Annotated in this window: 25 protein-coding genes; 14 read left to right on the forward strand and 11 right to left on the reverse strand. The window is 43.2% G+C overall.

The window, feature by feature from the left end:
- Positions 1–215 precede the first annotated feature (215 nt).
- From DH10bf12_RS06795 to DH10bf12_RS06810, 4 genes are all read left to right on the forward strand, one after another.
- On the forward strand, positions 216–416 hold the full coding sequence (locus DH10bf12_RS06795) for a helix-turn-helix transcriptional regulator (protein ID WP_471738202.1): 201 nt from the start codon (positions 216–218) through the stop codon (positions 414–416).
- The gene (locus tag DH10bf12_RS06800) at positions 413–1,009 is read left to right on the forward strand and encodes a hypothetical protein (RefSeq protein WP_471737762.1); all 597 of its coding nucleotides are present in this window, start codon (positions 413–415) and stop codon (positions 1,007–1,009) included. The genes DH10bf12_RS06795 and DH10bf12_RS06800 overlap by 4 nt, the downstream gene beginning before the upstream one ends.
- An 88-nt stretch (positions 1,010–1,097) precedes the next feature.
- A complete protein-coding gene (locus DH10bf12_RS06805; protein WP_471737763.1) occupies positions 1,098–2,066 on the forward strand; it encodes a phosphotransferase enzyme family protein in 969 nt (322 codons plus the stop codon).
- Positions 2,067–2,497: 431 nt separating this feature from the next.
- The gene (locus DH10bf12_RS06810; protein ID WP_471738203.1) at positions 2,498–3,541 is read left to right on the forward strand and encodes an NAD(P)/FAD-dependent oxidoreductase; all 1,044 of its coding nucleotides are present in this window, start codon (positions 2,498–2,500) and stop codon (positions 3,539–3,541) included.
- Between the two features lie 441 nt (positions 3,542–3,982).
- Here the strand turns inward: DH10bf12_RS06810 and DH10bf12_RS06815 are convergent, their stop codons facing one another.
- Complete coding sequence (locus DH10bf12_RS06815; protein WP_471737764.1) at positions 3,983–4,174, reverse strand: hypothetical protein; 192 nt, start codon at positions 4,172–4,174, stop codon at positions 3,983–3,985.
- A 136-nt stretch (positions 4,175–4,310) separates the two neighbouring features.
- On the opposite strand from DH10bf12_RS06815, the gene DH10bf12_RS06820 reads away from it, so the two are divergent.
- The 3 genes from DH10bf12_RS06820 to DH10bf12_RS06830 all read left to right on the forward strand — a co-directional run bounded on the left by DH10bf12_RS06820 (position 4,311) and on the right by DH10bf12_RS06830 (position 5,631).
- Positions 4,311–5,153: a putative RNA methyltransferase gene (locus tag DH10bf12_RS06820; protein ID WP_471737765.1), complete on the forward strand. Its 843-nt coding sequence runs from the start codon at positions 4,311–4,313 to the stop codon at positions 5,151–5,153.
- A gap of 104 nt (positions 5,154–5,257) precedes the next feature.
- Positions 5,258–5,446 (forward strand): hypothetical protein, encoded by a 189-nt coding sequence (locus DH10bf12_RS06825; RefSeq protein WP_471737766.1) that lies wholly within the window; start codon positions 5,258–5,260, stop codon positions 5,444–5,446.
- Entirely contained in the window at positions 5,443–5,631 is a 189-nt protein-coding gene (locus DH10bf12_RS06830) for a hypothetical protein (RefSeq protein WP_471737767.1), read from the forward strand. The genes DH10bf12_RS06825 and DH10bf12_RS06830 overlap by 4 nt, the downstream gene beginning before the upstream one ends.
- 31 nt (positions 5,632–5,662) lie before the next feature.
- Here DH10bf12_RS06830 and DH10bf12_RS06835 read toward each other — a convergent pair whose 3' ends face one another.
- The 4 genes from DH10bf12_RS06835 to hmpA all read right to left on the reverse strand — a co-directional run bounded on the left by DH10bf12_RS06835 (position 5,663) and on the right by hmpA (position 7,738).
- Complete coding sequence (locus DH10bf12_RS06835) at positions 5,663–5,800, reverse strand: YvrJ family protein (RefSeq protein ID WP_374097783.1); 138 nt, start codon at positions 5,798–5,800, stop codon at positions 5,663–5,665.
- 63 nt (positions 5,801–5,863) lie between these two features.
- The gene (locus DH10bf12_RS06840; protein ID WP_471737768.1) at positions 5,864–6,085 is read right to left on the reverse strand and encodes a DUF2922 domain-containing protein; all 222 of its coding nucleotides are present in this window, start codon (positions 6,083–6,085) and stop codon (positions 5,864–5,866) included.
- Between the two features lie 32 nt (positions 6,086–6,117).
- Positions 6,118–6,336, reverse strand: coding sequence for a DUF1659 domain-containing protein (locus DH10bf12_RS06845; RefSeq protein WP_039807028.1), 219 nt, complete (start codon positions 6,334–6,336; stop codon positions 6,118–6,120).
- 196 nt (positions 6,337–6,532) lie between these two features.
- Entirely contained in the window at positions 6,533–7,738 is a 1,206-nt protein-coding gene (gene hmpA, locus DH10bf12_RS06850; RefSeq protein ID WP_471737769.1) for an NO-inducible flavohemoprotein, read from the reverse strand.
- Between the two features lie 178 nt (positions 7,739–7,916).
- On the opposite strand from hmpA, the gene DH10bf12_RS06855 reads away from it, so the two are divergent.
- From DH10bf12_RS06855 to DH10bf12_RS06870, 4 genes are all read left to right on the forward strand, one after another.
- A complete protein-coding gene (locus DH10bf12_RS06855; protein WP_039807032.1) occupies positions 7,917–8,354 on the forward strand; it encodes an RrF2 family transcriptional regulator in 438 nt (145 codons plus the stop codon).
- Positions 8,355–8,575: 221 nt separating this feature from the next.
- Positions 8,576–9,871 (forward strand): protoglobin domain-containing protein, encoded by a 1,296-nt coding sequence (locus tag DH10bf12_RS06860; protein WP_471737770.1) that lies wholly within the window; start codon positions 8,576–8,578, stop codon positions 9,869–9,871.
- Positions 9,872–10,040: 169 nt separating this feature from the next.
- On the forward strand, positions 10,041–11,483 hold the full coding sequence (locus DH10bf12_RS06865; RefSeq protein WP_471737771.1) for an NAD(P)H-binding protein: 1,443 nt from the start codon (positions 10,041–10,043) through the stop codon (positions 11,481–11,483).
- A gap of 11 nt (positions 11,484–11,494) precedes the next feature.
- Complete coding sequence (locus tag DH10bf12_RS06870; RefSeq protein WP_471737772.1) at positions 11,495–11,692, forward strand: hypothetical protein; 198 nt, start codon at positions 11,495–11,497, stop codon at positions 11,690–11,692.
- Here the strand turns inward: DH10bf12_RS06870 and DH10bf12_RS06875 are convergent.
- From DH10bf12_RS06875 to DH10bf12_RS06900, 6 genes are all read right to left on the reverse strand, one after another.
- Positions 11,689–12,849, reverse strand: coding sequence for an FAD/NAD(P)-binding protein (locus DH10bf12_RS06875; RefSeq protein ID WP_471737773.1), 1,161 nt, complete (start codon positions 12,847–12,849; stop codon positions 11,689–11,691). The two genes, DH10bf12_RS06870 and DH10bf12_RS06875, sit on opposite strands and share 4 nt — an antisense overlap.
- A 10-nt stretch (positions 12,850–12,859) precedes the next feature.
- The gene (locus DH10bf12_RS06880) at positions 12,860–13,207 is read right to left on the reverse strand and encodes a hypothetical protein (protein ID WP_471737774.1); all 348 of its coding nucleotides are present in this window, start codon (positions 13,205–13,207) and stop codon (positions 12,860–12,862) included.
- Positions 13,208–13,219: 12 nt separating this feature from the next.
- Complete coding sequence (gene rpsN / locus DH10bf12_RS06885) at positions 13,220–13,489, reverse strand: 30S ribosomal protein S14 (protein ID WP_471737775.1); 270 nt, start codon at positions 13,487–13,489, stop codon at positions 13,220–13,222.
- A gap of 115 nt (positions 13,490–13,604) precedes the next feature.
- Positions 13,605–13,970 (reverse strand): YidH family protein, encoded by a 366-nt coding sequence (locus DH10bf12_RS06890; protein ID WP_471737776.1) that lies wholly within the window; start codon positions 13,968–13,970, stop codon positions 13,605–13,607.
- A gap of 112 nt (positions 13,971–14,082) precedes the next feature.
- The gene (locus DH10bf12_RS06895; protein ID WP_471737777.1) at positions 14,083–15,213 is read right to left on the reverse strand and encodes an NADH-dependent flavin oxidoreductase; all 1,131 of its coding nucleotides are present in this window, start codon (positions 15,211–15,213) and stop codon (positions 14,083–14,085) included.
- Positions 15,214–15,311: 98 nt separating this feature from the next.
- The gene (locus DH10bf12_RS06900; protein WP_471737778.1) at positions 15,312–16,256 is read right to left on the reverse strand and encodes a M23 family metallopeptidase; all 945 of its coding nucleotides are present in this window, start codon (positions 16,254–16,256) and stop codon (positions 15,312–15,314) included.
- 798 nt (positions 16,257–17,054) lie between these two features.
- On the opposite strand from DH10bf12_RS06900, the gene desA reads away from it, so the two are divergent.
- The 3 genes from desA to DH10bf12_RS06915 all read left to right on the forward strand — a co-directional run bounded on the left by desA (position 17,055) and on the right by DH10bf12_RS06915 (position 19,949).
- Positions 17,055–18,098 carry a Delta(5) desaturase DesA gene (desA, locus tag DH10bf12_RS06905; protein ID WP_471737779.1) on the forward strand — a complete coding sequence of 348 codons (1,044 nt, stop codon included), beginning with the start codon at positions 17,055–17,057 and terminating at the stop codon, positions 18,096–18,098.
- Positions 18,099–18,219: 121 nt separating this feature from the next.
- On the forward strand, positions 18,220–19,353 hold the full coding sequence (locus DH10bf12_RS06910) for a sensor histidine kinase (RefSeq protein WP_471737780.1): 1,134 nt from the start codon (positions 18,220–18,222) through the stop codon (positions 19,351–19,353).
- On the forward strand, positions 19,350–19,949 hold the full coding sequence (locus tag DH10bf12_RS06915) for a response regulator (RefSeq protein ID WP_471737781.1): 600 nt from the start codon (positions 19,350–19,352) through the stop codon (positions 19,947–19,949). Before DH10bf12_RS06910 ends, DH10bf12_RS06915 begins: the two co-directional genes overlap by 4 nt.
- Positions 19,950–20,092 lie beyond the last annotated feature (143 nt).

A 20,092-nucleotide genomic window follows, 5' to 3' on the forward strand; every position in this document is an offset into this window, starting at 1 on the left:
TGGAGAAGTCATGTATAGGTCTTTTTATATGATACGTCGAACATGACTGTTTGAACGTTGAAGTGGACTCACTGAGTGTCGAAACTATCTGTTTTAGTGTCGAACCACCCTCACTTGTAAATTAACTAAAACGATCTAAAAGTAAAACCAACTTTACAAAATGACAAGTCTACTTTACAATCTAACTAACAAATATTGGAGGAGATCAAATGGCGATCAGGAATAGGGTGAAGGAACTCCGGGCGAGAGACGGTCTGACGCAGGGGGACCTGGCCAAAAGGATCGGTGTGACGAGACAGACCATTGTGTCGCTTGAAAAAGGCAGCTACACACCGTCACTTTTGCTGGCGTTAAATATTGCAGAAGTGTTTGGAGAACCGGTAGAAGCGATTTTTACAAAGGAGGAAGGGCAGTGAAACGGGTATTAATTGAGACGATATGCAGTGTGATTTTTTATGTGCTACTCGCGGTCGCAGTTAGCAGCACGATTCATATGATGAAGGAAATTGATGAAGGGTATAAGGCGATTGCAATTGACGAGGTACTTGGAAAGTCTGTAGGAGCATCATCAGAGATGACCATTGGTTCTTCTGGGATCAACTTTGAAGCTGTGCAGGAAGTAACGGATATGGAAAGTGGGGAGACAGAAGTTGAAACAGTAAACATTTCAATGAGTCCAGTTCCATGGCTGCTCCTGTTTATATTCACAATTCCCTGGATGATCTACAGTTATAAAACGCGTGACCGTTCCAAATCGTTTAACGTATTTGCGATGAATATGACAGAGTTTCAGGAAGCGGATGAGCGGGAGGTTCAGATTACACGAAGTGCAACGAAGGCTGCGTACAAATCTGTTGGAATAGCTGTTCCGTTGTTGATTGCAACAATGGTAATTCAGCCGTTTCTGTGGGATGCGCTGCCGGGTTATCCTGTCTATCTGCTCGCCGTAGCCATTATCATTCCAACTCTTGTATATGGCATTGTGTGGATAAGAGAATATAAAAGATAAAAAGTTGATCGCGATTTCTGTGGAAGAAGGAGTTTTGATGAAAACCACGAATGTATAGAGTAATAACGTCTGAAAGGACTGAGTCAATATGATCCACATCAAACATTCACTGATCGGAGAACAAACGATACAAGATCTGGCTCATGATTATGATCTGCCAAACGTCACAGAATGTCTGTTTTTAGCCCGCGGTCTGAACGATACGTATGTGCTGAAGACGAATGAAGACAATTATATTTTCCGCGTGTACCGTAAAGGGTGGCGGGAAGAAGATGCGATTTTATTCGAGCTTGAAGCGATCGAGTTTGCTCAGCACGAAGGCATTCATTCATCCGTTCCGATTAAGCGGAAGGACGGGCAGTATTTAACGAAAATTGAAGCGCCTGAAGGAACGCGTTTTGGCGTCATGTTTACTTATTCAAAGGGAGAACGCCCTGAGATCACAGAAGAAAATAGCGGCAGAATCGGCCGTGCGCTGGCAAACCTTCACAATGCAACTGATAAATTCAACCCTTCTTATAGCAGAGGGTATGAGCTGAACGTAAACCATTTATTAAAAGCACCTGTGGCGATTATTATGAAACGGCTCGGTCATGCGCTCACTGAAGAGCAGGAAACGCTGTTGCATGAAGCGGTCAGTAAGGTAAAAGAAGTGGCTGAAAATAAAGAGCTCTCCTATGGGTTCTGTCATGGGGATTTCCATAATTTTAACTTCCATTTACACGATGGGACGCTCGAAGCATTCGATTATGACTGCTGTGGTAAAGGGTACCGGGCTTATGACATGGCTGTCTTCTGGTGGAACCTGAAAAATAATTATCCGCAGCAGGAAAAGACGTGCTGGCGCTCATTTTTAAATGGGTATGAAAGTGTGAAGATGATAGAAGAAGTGGACAAAAACGCACTTCCATACTTTGTAGCAGCCCGCCGGATCTGGTTTATGGGCGTACTTGCGGCAAATGAAGATGTCTGGGGCCGTGCCTGGATTAACGATCAGAATATGAATCACTTTTTCGGTCAGCTTGCATCGGATGTAAGAGGCTTTAAGAGTGAATAGATGAAAACCCGCTGGATGGACCAGCGGGTTTTCATTTTTGGATATGGCGGCTATTGAAGTGGGTTTATTTACACTATTCTATGAAACAACATGTTTTTCTAAGTATACAGCCCGCATCTCTAAGAACGTCACTACTTTTTCCACTAATCACTGAGCTCTTTCCAGTGTGGAATCTGTATGCTTAATTCTTTTACAATCGTTTTCTCGCCGCATCCAATCGATAAATTCTCAGTATATAGACGCATATAAGGGTGCCGTATGACTCTAACTGTTAGTCATTCCAACTATTCTTGTGATCTGCTACAAAATTCTCAATGTCATTTCTGTGAAGCATATGCTACAATAGTCAGAGAATTATAAATGAGAATGAGAATCATTTGCTTATAAATTAACGTTCACGGTAGATTTTAACTTAAAAATCAGGAGTGAAGATCATGGAAAAGAAAATATTTGATGTGACAATTATCGGTGGGGGTCCTGCAGGCTTATACTCGGCCTTTTACAGCGGTCTGCGCGGAATGACAGCGAAAATTCTTGAATATCAGCCGCATTTAGGCGGGAAAGTAAATGTATATCCGGAAAAAATGATCTGGGATGCAGGGGGTATGCCGCCTGTCACAGGAGCAAAAATGGTTGAACAGATGGTTGAGCAGGGACTTACGTTTAATCCGGAAGTACACTTAAATGAAAAGGTTGAATCCATCAGTAAAAATGAAAATGGTCATTTTGAGGTGAAAGCTGCGAGTGGAAATGTACATATTTCTAAAACGGTGATCGTAGCAGTTGGAAGTGGCATTTTAAACCCTCAGAAGCTGCAGATTGAAGGGGCAGAGCGCTTTGAAGTATCCAATCTTCATTACACAGTGCAATCGCTGAAGAAATTTAAAGGTAAGACTGTCCTGATCTCAGGCGGTGGAAATACAGCAATTGACTGGGCCAATGAGCTTGAGCCGGTTGCGAAAAAAGTGTATATCACTCACAGGAGCTGTAACTTTAAAGGTCATGAATCTCAAATCGGTCAGCTGATGAACAGCACTGCTGAATGTCTCCTGAATACACAGATCACAAAGCTGCATGCAAATGAGGCACATGATGCGATTGACCGGGTAGAACTGACGCACAGCATCACCAATGAGTCGAGCTCACTTGAAGTGGACGATGTGATTATTAATCACGGCTATGAAATTGATGCTTCCCTTATTAAAAATAGTGAACTGCCAATCCAGATGGTCGATGAATATTTTATTAAAACGGAATCTGATGGAGGTTCGAGTGTGCCGGGTCTTTATGCTGCAGGGGATATTTCAAAACATGATGGCAAGCTGAATCTGCTGATGGGTGCATTCCATGATGCAGCGGGTGCTGTTAATCAGGCGAAGCGTTATATTACACCTGATGCAGGAGCGGCTGCGATGGTTTCTTCACATAATGATGTGTTTAAGGAAAAGAACCGTGAACTGGTGAAAAATATATAAGAAGTTTATGAAGAGGCCGGGACATATTATTGTCTCGGTTTTTTAATCGTTTCGCTGCGCTTCAGGCGGACGCTTTCCGGACGGCGGTCGCTGAGCCCCTTCGGCTTCGCCAATAGGGTCTCAGCTATCCCGCTAATCGTCCCGGAGTCGCCGCCTTACGCTCCGCTACACTGAAATATTAATAAGCGAAAAACTAATTTCTCAGTATTATTCAAGTTAAGTAATTATCCACAGCCAGTGGTTCTGAAAACCGAATATTAAAGTCATCCACATGTGGATAAAGTAAAGCGTTTCCACCTTATTCTTCAGTACATTTTGGTGGATATGTGTATAAATGATGTGAATAACTATTTGATCTGTGCATAATAATATTCGTCTGATCCCAGAATTTATCTTTCATATATACAAAAATGCCTGAAGATTGCTCTTCAGGCATTTTTATTAAATACTGTTATTTTTGCTGATCCCGGAATCGTCCCGTACAAGACCTTTCGTTTTTGCTTCATGTAGCTGATTTTTCAATAGCGGATCATCGTGTTCATGATGATTGTAGTTATCTTTTTCGTCTTTGCCTGTCATCTTATTCAGCACGTCTTTTACTTTTTCGCCGAAATCCTGATGCTTGTTATCCATTGTGAAACACTCCTTAGGATTTTGCTTTTCATTTACCCGCTGGGCGGTTCGACAAACATTTGTCACATTTAAAATCAATGAAAACATTTCTGTCACGTTTTGTTATGATAAAGAAAAATTGATCGGAGCGTTTTGTATGAAATTAAAGAAGAGGGAAGCAGCTGCAGTCACGATCAAAGAGAAATTTCCGCATCTGCTGTGTCCTGTATGCGGTAAACAGCTTGGTGTGGAAGAATTGACACTAGTCTGCGAAAACAATCATCAGTTTGATATTGCCAGGAATGGCTCGCTTCATCTGTTAATGAAAAATATCAAAACGAAATATACGAAGGATCTGTTTGAGGCGCGGCATGATTTAATGTATGAAGCGGCGTTTTTTAAGCCTGCAATTGATCAGGTTATTACCTATTTGAAAATGAAAAAGCCGGGCGTTATCCTTGATGCGGGCTGTGGTGAAGGGACTCATCTAGCTCAAATAGTTGAGTCGCTTGACGGTTTTACAGGTGTTGGGGTTGACCTTGCAAAAGACGGAATCCAGACTGCAGCGCGTTTTTATGAACGGGTGCTTTGGGTCACAGCTGACCTTGCAAACGCGCCGGTAGCAAACGGGTCAGTGGATTATTTGCTGAATATATTATCACCGGCAAATTATCGCGAATTCACCAGACTGCTGAAAGAGGATGGGGAAGTCATTAAGATTGTTCCGCGCTCCGGCTATTTACAGGAGCTGCGTCATCATTATTTTGGGAGCGGATATGAAAAGGATGATACTGTTTCAGCATTTTACGAGCAGTTCGATGTGACAGAAAAGGTAACTGTGACAGTCGTTCAGTCACTTGGTCAACAGGCGATCGAAGCGCTGGTTGATATGACACCGCTGAGCTGGCATGCTGATCCTGAAAAAGTAGCTTCTTTTAAAGCTTTGACACATACAGATATGACGCTCGATGTAGACATATTAATTGGACGAAAAAAATGAAATAAATCAAAACCTTGAACAATTGCAGGTGGGGGCACTTTTTCGTGCAAATATGTGTCATACTGTACCTATCTGAAAAAAGCTGATTAAAAGGAGCGTCAACATTGTCATTTGTGATCCGTTTTGTTATTTATACCGTCATTTATTTTGTTTTCTCTGCGCTATGGGATCTTGCACTTGCTGATCAGATTAACTGGGGACCAAACGCAGTCCAGTCTGTGATGTTTGGATTCTTCTTTACAATGTTAATGTGGTATTTCGAAGTGAAAAGACGTAAAAAAGAGCAGCAATGAAAAAGCGCGCAATAGGCGTCTTCATTATGGTTTTTGGTCTGCTGGGCATTTTTGATCTGATTCAAAATGGAGAAGTGTTATTTCCTGTGAATATTGTTGCGGCAGCCGTTTTCGCATTTGCTTATTATTTGCTGTGGAAGAAAATGGGCTGGTATCAAGCGCCCGGGGAAAATAAAAGAACCTGAAACGGTTATCCGTTTCAGGTTCTTTTTGTATTTAGCTATTTCCCGCTTCAGTTAATCCATGAATGGACTGGATGACTGCTTCAAGCTTGGCTTCAATCCGGTGAAGTAAATACAACGTCACAATGATTGGAAAACCAACGTCACTGATAAAAGAAATCCACTGCTCCATTCCTTCAGCTCCTTTCGTGAAATTGTAAAGACGGTCAGCCCTTAAGCCGACCGCCTTTTCTAATTAAACGCCTAATTCAACTGCTTCAATACCTCTTGATACAACGCGTGCGCTTTTAATGCCGATAAGTGCACCTGATGGAGAAATAAATAGATTCTCATCAATCACTTCCTGCATCGCAGCCTGAACCGCTGCCGGATCAACCGGCTCAAGTGGGTTATCTACTGTCAAAGAAGCATTTTTGCCTTCTTCAGTGATAAAAACAAGCTCTAATGTTTTATTCATGTGGATTCCCCCTTTCTAAATTTTTTTTGTGATTAGATTGTTACGGCGCCTGTTTCGATGTGGCCGATCTCAATAAGCGGGTAGCCTGAAAGAGAAGCCAGTGCGACTGAAGTGTTATACATCTGCTCTGCTGATGCATTCAGGCGGACTCTGCTGTAAGTCTTACGCTTTGTAAATGGTTTGCCTGCTTCGTTCAGTCCTGCATCAAACAGCAGGCTGATTCTGACGTTGTCTGTAGTTACGCTTGGCATGCTGATCACCTCCTTTCACTCACTAGATCGTAAGTGGAGGGGAGAAGGGATACCCTTTATGAGAAAAAGTTGTGGAGTTGTGGGAGAGCAGTGGGACTTTGTCGGATCGGGGGAATTTCGGGTCACATCCCCGCATGCAATAAAGCCATAGAAAAAAGCCTCCGCAAAACGAAGGCTTTCACACTCACTATCTACATTACACAGTCTGCTCAGTTTTAATCGCCATCGCAGGACCGAAAAATTCGAAGTTAATCTTTTCAGCAGGAACCCCGATTGAAGTCAACGATTGAATCACTGCTTCCATAAATGGAACCGGACCGCACACGAAGAATTCACCTTCAAGGTTTGCTGCCTGCTTTAATACTTCAGCATTGATATACCCTGTGAAGTCTCCATCAAGACCTTCCTGTTCATAGACAATATAGCTTTTACCATTCACAAGCTTTGCGACAGTGTCCTGAACATCTTCTCCAAAGGCGCGAACGTCCTGATTACGCGCAGCATGGATAAAGGTAACTGGACGGTCTGCGTTTTTTGCAGCAATTGACTTCAGCATCGTATACATCGGTGTGATTCCAACACCGCCGCTGATCAGCGTAAGCGGATGCTCTTCATGGATGTTACAGAAGAAATCTCCTGCAGGTACGCTCAGCTCAAGCGTATCTCCTTCTTTTAATTCATCATGAAGGAATGTTGATACACGCCCATTCGGATCCATCTCAGCTTCTTTTTTAACAGAAATTCTGTAGTAGTCCGGTGTATACGCAGTAGACAGGCTGTATTGACGGTTCAGAAGATATTCATCCCTTGGAATTCTCGTACGGATCGTTATATATTGCCCCGGTTTGAAAGCGGGCAGGTTTTCTCCATCAGCAGGCTTCAGATAAAAGGATGTAATCAAAGAACTTTCCTGCTCTTTCTTAGCAACGACGAAGTCTTTAAACCCTTTCCATCCGCCATCAGCTGAAGCCGCTTCATCATACATGTCCTTTTCAATTGAGATGAATGCATCTGCGATCACGCCGTATGCCTCACCCCATGCCTGAAGGATCTCATCTGTAGCAGCATCGCCAAGTACGTCTTTTATTGCCTTCAGCAGGTATTCCCCTACAATCGGATAGTGCTCCGGCAATACGCCGAGACTGCGGTGTTTATGAGCAATTTTTTTTACTGCAGGAATAATCGCTTCAAGCTGGTCGATATGAACGGCAGCTGCATAGACTGTATTGGCAAGCGCTGTCTGCTGGCGTCCCTGCTTTTGATTTGCATGGTTAAAAATATTGAGTAATTCAGGATGCGCTTCAAACAGCATTGAATAAAAACGGGTTGTGATTTCAGTTCCTTTTACTTCGAGTACAGGGACAGTGGCTTTTACCGTATCGATTGTCTGTTGAGATAGCATGTAATCAATCACTCCATTAAAGATGTATTTTTTATATATCTTAATAATAAGGCATCTGGTTTTAAAAGCAATATATGGAATACATCTTTAATAAAATAGACACAACTAAACTTTCGTTTTGGCAGTAAGATGTCTTTACATGTATAATTAAGGCTCAATCATAGATAGGGTGAGGTTAATGAAATTAACTTTATACACAGATTACTCTCTGCGCGTGCTGATTTATCTCGGTGCAAAAGAAGAGGGGGAGCTTTCTAACATTCAGGAAATTGCTGACGCGTATCAGATATCGAAAAACCATCTGATGAAAGTCACGCACGAGCTCGGCAAGCTTGGCCTCATTGAAACCATTAGAGGCAGAAAAGGCGGGATCCGTCTTGCAAAAAAACCTGAAGAGATTAATGTGGGAAAAGTGGTCAGAAAAACGGAGGATCATTTTGAACTGGTTGAATGCTTTCAGCCAGGCGGAGGAAACTGTGTTATTTCGCCGGTATGCGGACTGAAGCATGCACTTGCAAAAGCACTCCAGGCCTATCTAAAGGTACTGGACGAATACACACTCGCTGATCTCGTGCACAATCCACTCGAGCTTCGCAGCCTTTTTCAGAATGATTAATAATAAACTGGTAATAGGTGTATAAGTAACTTGATATGACCTTTCATTGAGTTGGAATGCAGCGAAATGATTTTAAAACCGGGACAGAGTTGTCCCGGTTTTTTTTGTGCACATTTAAAAAAGACACAACCGGAAAGTTTTTTATGATAAATAGGGTATAGGAATAAAGAATTAGTATATAATAAGAGGACTATTATCATAATATAAGTGAGGGTATATGAATGCTGACATTTAAAAGAAAAGAAATCTCCTACTACAATGCGCCAATGACCTATCCTGCAAAAGCAGAGATTGCCAATACAAAACGAGAGCTCGCAGACAGATTATTTTATATGGGATTCAAACAGGAGCATATTAAAAAGCTGCAGGAACTTAGTCCGGTTATTACCTCTATACTGGATGATATTCTGGAAACTGTACTCGATCATTTAATGAAAAGTCCTGAAATGGCAAAGGTTGCTTCAGAATCATCAACACGTGAAAGACTCAAGAAAGTATTTGCTGATTACTTCAGGAGCTTACTCAGTGGGAAACTGGATGATGAGTATTTTGCAATGCGTAAGAGAATGGGAGAAACACATAACAGATTCGGAGTACCGGTTACCTGGTTTCTTGCAACCTATGCATCTTTTCAGACCCTGCTCATTCCTAAAGTAGTAGAGCAGCTTCATAAGGACCCTGATGAGCTGCAAAAGTCAATTTTAGCAATTACGCATGTGATGAACCTCGATTCACAGCTTGTAACAGACCATTATATGACGATCAGAATGAATGCGCTTGAAGAAGCCAATCAGCGCAATGAACAGCTGCAAATGGAGATTGCTTCTGTCAGCCAGGAGGTTGCAGCTTCAGTCACACAGGCCGAGCATACGGTTATCAGAACAAGTGAAAGTGCTGCACAGATTTTAGAAGAGACGGGGCAGACAGAAAAGTCCAGCAAAAATCTTGTAGGACTTGCCAAAGAAAATGAAAAGCTGATGAATGAAATGGAAAGACAATTTGTTCAGTCTGCTGAAAAGGTTGGATTGTCAGTAGAAGGGATGAATAATTTAAAAAATACATCTGAAGAAATCATTAAAATGACACAGGGCATTGAAGCCATTGCTGATCAGACGAACCTGCTTGCATTAAATGCCTCAATTGAAGCGGCGAGAGCTGGTGAGCATGGAAAAGGCTTTGCAGTTGTAGCAAGCGAGGTCAGAAAACTTGCTGAGAACGCAAAGGCACTGAGCGGGCAGATTAATGGACTGATTGATCAGAACAACAAAGGCATCCAGTCGCTTGTTGTACAGATGAAGGAACTCAATGAGGAAAACCATGCTTCACAGGATAATGTGAAACGGGTCAAAACCGGATTAACAACCTTCCAGATGGAGATGGAAAACTATCTTGAGATGTTCGGCCGCAACAAAAGAGACCTTGAAACAATCGTAAGCTCTATTCAGGAGATCAATGAAACAACGAGCGGACTATCACTGGCGACAGAACAGCTTGTGAAGAAGGCAGAACTTAGTTGAAAATAATGCTACTCTATGTGAAAACATAGTGCAGCGCAGCGAAACGATCAAAAGACCGGGACTTGTCCAGGTCTTTTTTCTATGCTCAAAAGCATCTGCTCTCAATTGTTAGTACCTGGATTTTTCCGGGTATATACATTAGATAAGACAAATTAAAGGAGACGATTTTATGGGAAACAACAGACCGGTCGTTGCGTTGACAGGGGCTACAGGGTACATAGGCGGAAATCTGCTTGAACAGATTCAGGAAAAAGCAGATGTGATCGCACTTTCAAGAAGCGGTGACGATAAAGAAAATACAGAACGCGTCACTTGGCGTTCTGCTGACTTCTTTTCGATGAAAGATGCAGAAAAAGCGCTTGAAGGAGTAGATTATGCGATTTATCTGATCCATTCTATGAAGCCCGCAGCAAAATTAACACAGGCAAAATTTGAGGATATGGATCTGATCTTAGCAGATAACTTTGCCCGGGCAGCTAAAAAGCAGGGTGTAAAGCAGATTATTTATCTGAGCGGGATTGTACCGCAGAATGAAGAGCGCAATAAATTGAGTCGTCATTTACGCAGCCGTCTTGAAGTGGAAAAGGTGCTCCGGGCATATGGAACGCCTGTTACAACCATTCGTGCGGGACTGATTGTTGGACCAAAAGGATCTTCATTCCCGATTTTGTCCAAACTCGCAAAAAGACTGCCATTTATGCTGCTGCCTAAGTGGACACGTACCAAAACCCATCCAATTGCACTGAAAGATGTTGTGGGATCCTTAAATAAAAGTGTAGGCAATGAGGAAGTGGAGGACCGGTCTATTGATGTAGGTGGACCTGAAGTTATGACATATAAAGATATGATGATTCAGACTGCTGAAGTCATGGGGAAAAAACCGAGGGTCATAGACGTTCCACTTATGACAGTCAACTTGTCGCGTTTGTGGGTCATGCTGGTTACAGGTGCTTCAAAGGAAATGGTTTATCCGCTGGTGGAAAGTCTACAGCATCCAATGGTCGCTAAAAACAAAGTTGAAGGCATCAGTGATGGACAGATCTCTTTTAAGGAAGCTGCTAAAACGGCTTTGGAAGAGGAAGAGGAATCGTCAGGTGCACCTGATTATCTGAAACCGAATCCAACGGGGAATGATGTCCGGTCTGTTCAGCGCGTGCTGCTGCCGGAAGGTAAAAATGGAGAGTGGGCAGGGGAGGAATATATGGACTGGCTTGCCACACTTGCGAAGCCGCTACTGTGGACCGAGGTCGATTCACACAAAAAGGGTCAGGTGTTTCTGCTGAACAAAAATAAGCCTTTACTTGAGCTGTCATATGCCCCTGATGAAAGTGATCAGTACAGGGCACTCTATAAAATAACAGGCGGCCGGTTTGCTTCGATCAAAGAAAACAGCCGTGGAAGAATTGAGTTCAGACAGATTCCGGATACGCAGGAATGTATCATTGCAATTCACGAATATGAACCTGCGATGCCATGGTTTATCTATAAATATACACAGGCCAATGTTCATCTGATTGTGATGTATCTATTTAAAAAGCATCTGGAAAGACTGATGAAGAGTGCACGTCACCATGAAGATTCAGGTGTTGAAAAAGAAGTGGTGGAAGTATAGGAGGGATTTACATGTTCAAGCAGGGGTGGAAGCTGATTCTACTCGTTATCTCAATCTTCTTCTTTTTCCTGGCAGCCGTCAGCCTGTTATTCACATATGCTGGAGAGAGCGCATGGATCTTCGGAGGTTTCTCAACGAACATCCTGCTGAGTTTAGCGCTGCTTTTTATGGTTTTATATATTGCTGCCAGGTTCAGAAGAAAGGATTAGTAGGAGAAAGCTGCAGTGATTCGATCAGCAGCTTTCATTGCCCCAATCACATTTCTTGAAGAAGGACCAAGCTCAAGCTCAGCAAGCGGTCCGGAAACAAATAAATGGTCGCACCACTCAAGCTTGTGATTAACAAGAGGGAATCCGCAGTGTGCGCACTGCAGGTTCTCTTTTTTAATGAGATCAGCCAGAAAGTCAGCGGACATGACGTCAGGAGCAAACCCTGTTGCAAAATAAATCGTTCTGACCTTCAGCTCTTTTCCGGACTGAGTGATCAGGATAAACTGATTATGTTTATACTCAATATTAACGATTTCATCAATCAGAAGATGATAGGCATCTTTTTTTCTGAAGTGATGAAGCTTTTGATTCAGCTCAGCCGTGATTGACCCTTTATGTCTTGCCTGCTGGATCGTACGCCGCTTTTCCTGTGCGTTCATTTTACTAAAGCCATCCATATATTTCGGCCCGAGCCAACCAGGGTCACTGTCAAAATCGTGCACCCTGTAGGCGTGTCTCGTAACCTGGGTGACCTGGCCTGCTAATTGTTTAGCGAGGCTGATTGTCAAATGGGCAGCGCTGATTCCACCGCCAATCACAGCAATCGGACCTTCTGGTGAGGCTTTTCTGTCATCAAATACATGTGAGACACGGGAAGGAGCCAGTCTTTTAGCTTTGTAGCCCCATTCAGGTAAAAACAGACGCCGGTTTATACCGGTTGCGATCACGAGGTTTTTGGTATGAAAGTGCTGGCCCGCTTCTGTCTGAACAAGCCAATGCCCGCTTTCTCTGACAATCCTGCTAATGAAACCAGTATGCCAGCTCTCCCGTAATGCAGTCTCCTCAATTATGTGATCACAATGTTCATTAAACAGGTGCAGTGATGGCCGGCTGTATGGTCCGTAAAAATCTGTTTCAGTGCCGGATCGTTTCCCGTATTGCTTAAGGCTGAATGGATTGATGTCCAGATGATGGACGCCGGGTGAGCGCAGATAGGGCATGTCGATGAATGCTGTACGCTCTTTCCATTCAGCAAGCGGCTCAGGGTTGGGATCAATAATTTTTAGTTGGTCCGGCTTTATGGTGTTTTGTTTTATTAGTTGTGCAGCGATTGTACAGCCGTGTATACCGCCCCCGGCAATCAGCCATTCAAACATGTTCTCACCTCTAGACAGTCAGCAGAAAGTACTGGGAAGTGACTGCACCCGGGTGTCGCTTGACAGGTGTTTTCTCTTCCCACTTCAGACGTTTCAATTTCTGGTTGATCTGGTCATCAATATAAATTTCAATTTTTTTCATCCTCATCATCACTTGTTCAAAAGTCAGATTAAACTGCTGTGCTGCAAGTGTATGTGGAGAATGCTCTACAAGTTTTTGAAGAAACTCTTCTTTGGTATCGCATTGAGCAGCAATCTTTTCTTCAGCTTCAGTAACAAATGTATATAACGATTGATCGAGAGGAGCGAGTGATCTTACGCAATCTCTCTCCAGTATCTCCAGTAAATAAGGGTTCATCAGACATACTCCTTACCAGCTTGATTTTTTAACACCGGGCACCTGACCTTTATGTGCATACTCACGAAAAGCAATTCTCGACATTTTGAACTTTCGCATAAATCCACGTGGACGGCCAGTTACTTCACAGCGATTCTTCAATCTAGAAGGAGCTGAATCTCTCGGAAGTTTTGCTAATGCCGCGTAGTCACCGGCTTCTTTTAATTCTTTTCTTCTCTCTGCATACTTCTCAACAAGCGCCTGACGCTTTTTTTCTTTTACCACTTTTGATTTTTTAGCCATTTATAAAATCTCCTTTTCAAATCGTAACGATTACGTTTTATAAATGTAAGTTAATCATATCCCAAAAATGAATGCAAGTATAAAAAATACCCTTTATTAAAAAGGGTAGAAGAAGCTAGAGGCTGAACGCAAAATAAATGGCAAACAACATCGCAACAATCAGTACGAACACACCAAGAAGAATCACCGTATATCTTGAAGAATGAAACGATTGATTATTAATAGATTTGGCATTTTTAAAGTAAGAAATCATGGCAAGAATAATCGTTAAGATACCGAGAAATACTGAAAAGAAGCCGATAAAGTTAATGAAGGAATCTGTGTTATAAGCGCCGGATGTTTCAATTGTGTAGTGAAGGTTCGTGACCAGAAATCCGATTCCGATCAGGGCGATAGCGGTTCTGATCCAGGCAAGCATCGTTCGTTCATTGGCGAGATGCTGCTGAATAAGCGTTTTTTCTATATCTGGATCTTTATTCATAGAGGCACCTCCTTAAGGGAACTTAATGATTAATATTCCCTCTTGTGTGAGCTTATTAACAACAACCGGGAATTTAAAAATCCCCACTCCAGGTGTGAGTGGGGATTTTTCATTATGCTTCCTGGTGTTCCTTTACAGGGAACCAGCCTTTAGTATTTACAATTGCCTGCCATAGTGGTTCAGGGACAGTGAGTGTTTCACGGTCATCAACTGACAGTGATGTTCTGATATCACTTTCGCGTCCTGCTTCAACTTTTTGAATCCATTCCGGCTCAACAATAATTTCGCGGCCGAGCGCCATAAGCGGTACGCCACCGTCCATTGCTTTTTCCACATCATCTGGCGTATGAAGTGATCCAACGCCAATGATTGGCAGTTTGTCGCCGATACGGTCCTGGATCAGCTGAACACGTGATGCTGTATCAGACTCATCGCGCATGGAGCCCTGATGGAAGTCCATAACAGATACATGCAGGTAGTGAAGGTCTTCCTGTGCAAGACGATCTGTAAATGTCAGCGTGTCTTCCATTGTGATACCAGGCTCTTCGCGTTCTTCAGGTGATAGACGGTATCCAACGATAAATGATTCATCACCGAACTCTTTTACCGTTTGATTGACTTCATTAATGATTGCAAGCGGGAACATCATACGTTTTTCAACAGATCCGCCCCATTTATCATTACGTCTGTTTGAGTGAGGTGAGAAGAACTGCTGAATCAGGTACGTATTTGCGCCGTGAATTTCCACGCCATCAAATCCTGCTTCAATTGCACGGCGTGTTGCATCACCGAATGCCTTAATGATTGTTTCAATTTCATCATTTGTCAGCTCGCGAGGTGTCATTGCCCCTTCACGTACAGGTGCTACAGCACTTGCACTCACTGTCTGTTTATCAGGAAGCAGTTCAGGCGGTGACATTCTGCCAGCGTGAAAGATTTGTAAAATCGCTTTTGCGCCTTCACCTTTAATCGTGTCAGCAAGCTTTTTAAGACTTGGGACAAGATCATCACGGTGCGCGCCGATCTCACCATTGAAGCCTTTACCGTCATCCGTTACATTGGCAACTGCAGTCAGGACTGCACCAACGCCGCCAGAACGGACGCGGTAATATTCAAGTTCTGCCTCTGTTACTTCACCGTTATCCTGTGAAGAAAAATTCGTCATTGGTGCCATCAGCACTCTATTTTTAAGCGTAATTCCATTTTTAAAAGTAAATGATTCTAAGAATTTTCTAGTCATCATGTTACTCCTCCTTCTTCAATCGAAAATGTTATGTCACAAAATCTATTATAATCGGTCTTTCGGGTAACTAAAAGAAACCTGCTCAGCGAATGTGCAGGTCAGCTTGATTCCCATTTTCTAAGAGAAGGGGTTGGGTCGTATGCCCATTGGTTTTTACCGTTATCGATATACAGGCCATAATGCAGGTGTGGAGGAAATTTGCCACTCGTTCCTTCTTTTCCATAACCGGAGCTTCCAACATAGCCAATCAGGTCACCGGCTTTTACAATATCGCCCTGCTTCAGTCCTTCTTTAAAACTGGAGAGGTGGGCGTAATAATGGTAGACGTTATGGATGTCTCTGAGACCAATTCGCCATCCGCCATAGTCGTTCCACCCGAGGGCTTCGATTTTCCCGTATGTCGTAGCAAGAACAGGGGTACCATAGCCTGCAAAAAGGTCAGTCCCTTCATGCATTCTGCGTCCGCCCCAGCCCCGTTTGCCACCCCATGTAGACCTGTAGCTGTATAAATAATCTTTTTGCAGTGGAAACACGTGGGTGTACAGGTCAAGCGTGTTGAATTGCTGATATAACTCAGCAATCGTCATGATCTGACTGACGGATTCTTTTCTTTCATAGTAAGCATGTAAAGCATCCTTAAAAGAACCATAGCTGTTAATGTAATCTGCCATTGATCCAAAAATATCCTCCGGGTCATTCGGGTCAGCCTTTCCGTCTCCATTTGCATCCTGTCCAATGCCTCCAAAAAATTCAATAAAATACGGCGATAGATTTGACTGATCCGGATGAAGCGGACCGAACCAGCGATCAACAGGGATGGTCAGGGCAAGCGGACCGTCTGTTTTCTCAATATCCTGCCTGAGCGGCTGAATATTCCGCTCAAACTGATCAATCGCTGCAAGATAATACCACGGCACGCTTTGGTGATGATAGGCAGTGTAATAAGTCAAACGTTCGTTTAAAAGTGTCTGCCGATTTTCCTCAGCCATTGCTGTTGAATAAACTAGCAGAAAGCTGAATGCAGCAGCTAAAAAAGTCCTCATATGGCTCACCTCGGAAGTAGTATGTGCAGGTTGAGTGAATTCAAGCGTGTTTTTTGTGATGGGTTTTCTCGGGCAAATGTCGGTGTTTTGGCCGGGGAAGTATCTATTTGGCTTGAGGTTGTCGGGATACGCCAGGGGAGTTGTTGCAATTTACAGTCAGGGTGTCACTATTCCCGCCCAACATGTCACCTTCCAATATAAACTTGTTGCACCACATTCTCTTAATGCTCTTGAGACACAAAAGTCTGTTACCTAAGTGCATGAAGGACAGATGTCGGTGTTATGGATGGAGATGTATCAATCTGGCTCCAAGATGTCTCGATCCACCCGGGAGGTTGTCGCAATCACCCGCCGGGATGTTGCAATTAGCTTTAGACTTGACTGTATTTATCCAGAACCGTGTCTTCTTATGCCTGTCAGAGCTGACCAAGCGCCTTCCGCTTTTCTTGGTGTCCAGCTCCAGCAGGCAGGTCCTCGAGTCATAAGTCACCTTGAGAAAATGGGAAAGGTCGCCCATTTCTCTCAAGGCGCCTTATGCTTGTCGGACCTGAACGCCTGCTTCCGCTTTTCTCGGTGTCCAGCTCCAGGCGCTAGCTCTTCGGGTCATAAGCCACGCATCGGTAAATGGGGAGGTCACCCATTTTCCGCTCCGCGTCTTATGCCTGTCAGAGCTGACCAAGCGCCTTCCGCTTTTCTATATATGACAAGTGTCATATCTTATTCCTTACACTCATGACTTATTTTGTTTTGGGGAAAGCTTTATGATGAGGTCATAAGAGTTACAAAAGGAGGAAAAACATGAGTAAACAGAAAACAGCAGAGCTGCGCAAAAGTGTCTCTCCTTATGAAAAAGCAGATATGAAAGCAAGTATCAGGCAAATGATAAATACAATACCGCCATTCTTTATTTTATGGTTTCTGGCGTACCAGAGTCTTGAGATTTCTTACTTTTTAACACTAGGTCTTGGCATTGCGGCGGCAGGGTTTGTCGTACGGATCTTTATTATTTTCCATGATTGCTGCCACGGATCATTTTTCAAAAATAAAAAGCTGAATAATATTGTTGGTACATTAACAGGGATTGTCACGATGTTTCCGTATGAAAAGTGGAAGCGTGAGCATTCAATTCACCATGCGACAAGTGGTAATCTTGATAAGCGCGGAACAGGTGATATCTGGATTATGACAGTGGAAGAGTATAAAAAAGCTTCTTGGAAAGAGCGTCTTTCTTACAGAATGTACCGTAATCCGCTTGTGATGTTCGGGCTTGGGCCGATTTATTTGTTCCTTGTAACAAATCGTATGAACAGAAAAGATGCCCGTCCTAAAGAGCGTAAGAACACATACATCACAAATGCATCAATTGTTGTTTTATATACAGGTATGATTTTATGGCTCGGCTGGGAAGCGTTCCTGCTTGTACATGGTCCAATCATGTTTATCTCAGGGTTCCTGGGGATCTGGCTGTTTTATGTACAGCATCAGTTCGAGGATTCTTATTTCGAGGATGAATCTGAGTGGGATTATGTAAAAGCTGCTGTAGATGGAAGCTCATTCTACAAGCTTCCAAAAGTGCTTCAGTGGGTGACTGGTAACATCGGTTATCATCACGTACACCATTTAAGCCCGAGAGTACCGAACTATCATCTTGAAAAAGCGCATGAATCAACACCGCCGCTTCACCAGGCGACGACGATCACAATGCGTTCAAGTCTGGAATCAATCAGATTCCGTCTATACGATGAGTCGCGTAAAACATTTGTTACCTTCAGTGAAGTGAAGAAGCAGATTAAAAAAGAAAAAATGTCGCTTGAAATACGTCGTATGCAGACGAGATCATAAATGGAATCGCCTGAAGGGTTTATAACCTTTCAGGCGTTTTTCAATTCAGGCGGAGTAGACGTTTGTTCTGATCCAGCTCTGATCCATGCTATACTGAATTCGAGAGAAAGGCGGAATGCTTGTGCAAAAATGGTATAATATTTTCCCACAAAATACAGGCTTGAATATATATATTTGGATTATCTTTTGTATGCTGCCGTTTTATTTTATTTTCAGGTCATCCGGCTGGGTTGAGATTTCAGTCGGCGTGGCGATGATTCTGGTGTTTTTTGCAGCTTACCGCCTCACTTATTTAACTAAAGGCTGGGTGAACTACGTCTGGGTGGGGATTGCGATTGCGATCAGTATTGCAATGACGATTCTGTTCGGATTTGTGTACTTTGCGATTTTTCTATCGTTTATGATCGCAAGCGTCCAGCATAAAGTAGGTTTTTTCACACTGTATGGAATTCTAGTCGGTTCTACAGTAATCACCGTCAACATTGCCTTTTTTACACAGGATCAGTTGTTTTTCACGCAGTTTCCATTCGTGCTGATCAGTGTGATCGGTGTGATTTTGCTGCCGCTTAATTCATACAACAGAATGAAGCGAGAGAAGCTTGAAGGGCAGCTTGAATATGCACAAAAGCGGATTTCAGATCTAATGGTTATGGAAGAGCGTCAGCGGATTGCCAGAGACCTTCATGACACGCTTGGCCAGAAGCTTTCATTGATCGGACTGAAAAGTGACCTTGCTGCAAAGTTGATTGCAGCAAATCCTGAAAGTGCTAAAAGTGAACTGAATGACATTAATCAGACAGCAAGAACTGCCCTGAAAGAAGTGCGGGAGCTGGTATCAGATATGCGCGGAACGAAGCTGGATGAAGAAATTACCCATATTCGTGAACTGCTGCACGTGGCACAGATTAAACCTGAGGTTAAGGGGAATCCGGTGCTTGAGAATGTACCGCTTTTAGTGGAAAATGTGGTGAGTATGTGTCTGAAAGAAGCTGTAACAAACGTTGTAAAGCACAGCAGTGCCACAAGTTGTAAAGTCATGATCGAACAGCTGCCTAAAGAATTAAAAGTGACTGTTGAAGATAATGGGAAAGGCTTCATGCTCGACCGTTCAATAGAAGGAAACGGATTACGAGGCATGAGAGAGCGCCTGGAGTTTGTTAATGGAACACTTGATGTAGAAAGCGGACTCGGCACAAACATTACGATTTGTGTGCCGACTATTCTGAAGCAGGTGTCTAAGGAGGAAGCGCTATGATCAAAATCGTGTTAGCTGAAGATCAGACAATGCTGCTAGGAGCGCTTGGCTCCCTGCTTGATCTTGAAGAAGATATTGAAGTGATCGGAAAAGCAAAAAATGGTGAAGAAGCCGTTGAAGTGGTCAAGTCACTGAAGCCGGACATTTGTATTATGGATATTGAAATGCCGCTGAAAACAGGTCTTGATGCAGCTGAGGAATTAAAAGATGAACCCTGTAAAATCATTATCCTGACCACCTTTGCAAGACCGGGCTATTTTGAAAGAGCCAGGAATGCAGGCGTCAGCGGCTACTTGCTGAAAGACAGTCCGAGCGAGGAACTGGCGCGTTCGATCCGTACCATTATGGAGGGGCGCAGAATCTACGCTCCTGAACTTGTTGATATGGCACTCACAGAAGCAAACCCGCTGACAGAGCGCGAACGTGAAGTTATGGAGCTCATCGCAGAAGGAAAAACAACCAAGGAAATCGCTGGTACACTTTATATCACAAATGGCACCGTCCGGAACTATATCTCAGTCATACTCGACAAGCTCGAAGTCACAAACCGGATCGAAGCCATCTCCCGCTTCCGAGAGAAGGGTTGGTTTAAGTAACTTTCAATCCGGATTTTATGTTTAATAAAGAATGATGTTCAACGAAAGCTGGCTCATAGTTATATTTCTTTTCGCTACTCTCTTTGTATGCGATAGTAATTCAGGTTCATTGGAGTGGAAGGCGGGGACATCGGAGCGATTAG

It is taken from the genome of Jeotgalibacillus sp. 10bf12 (assembly GCF_055597105.1).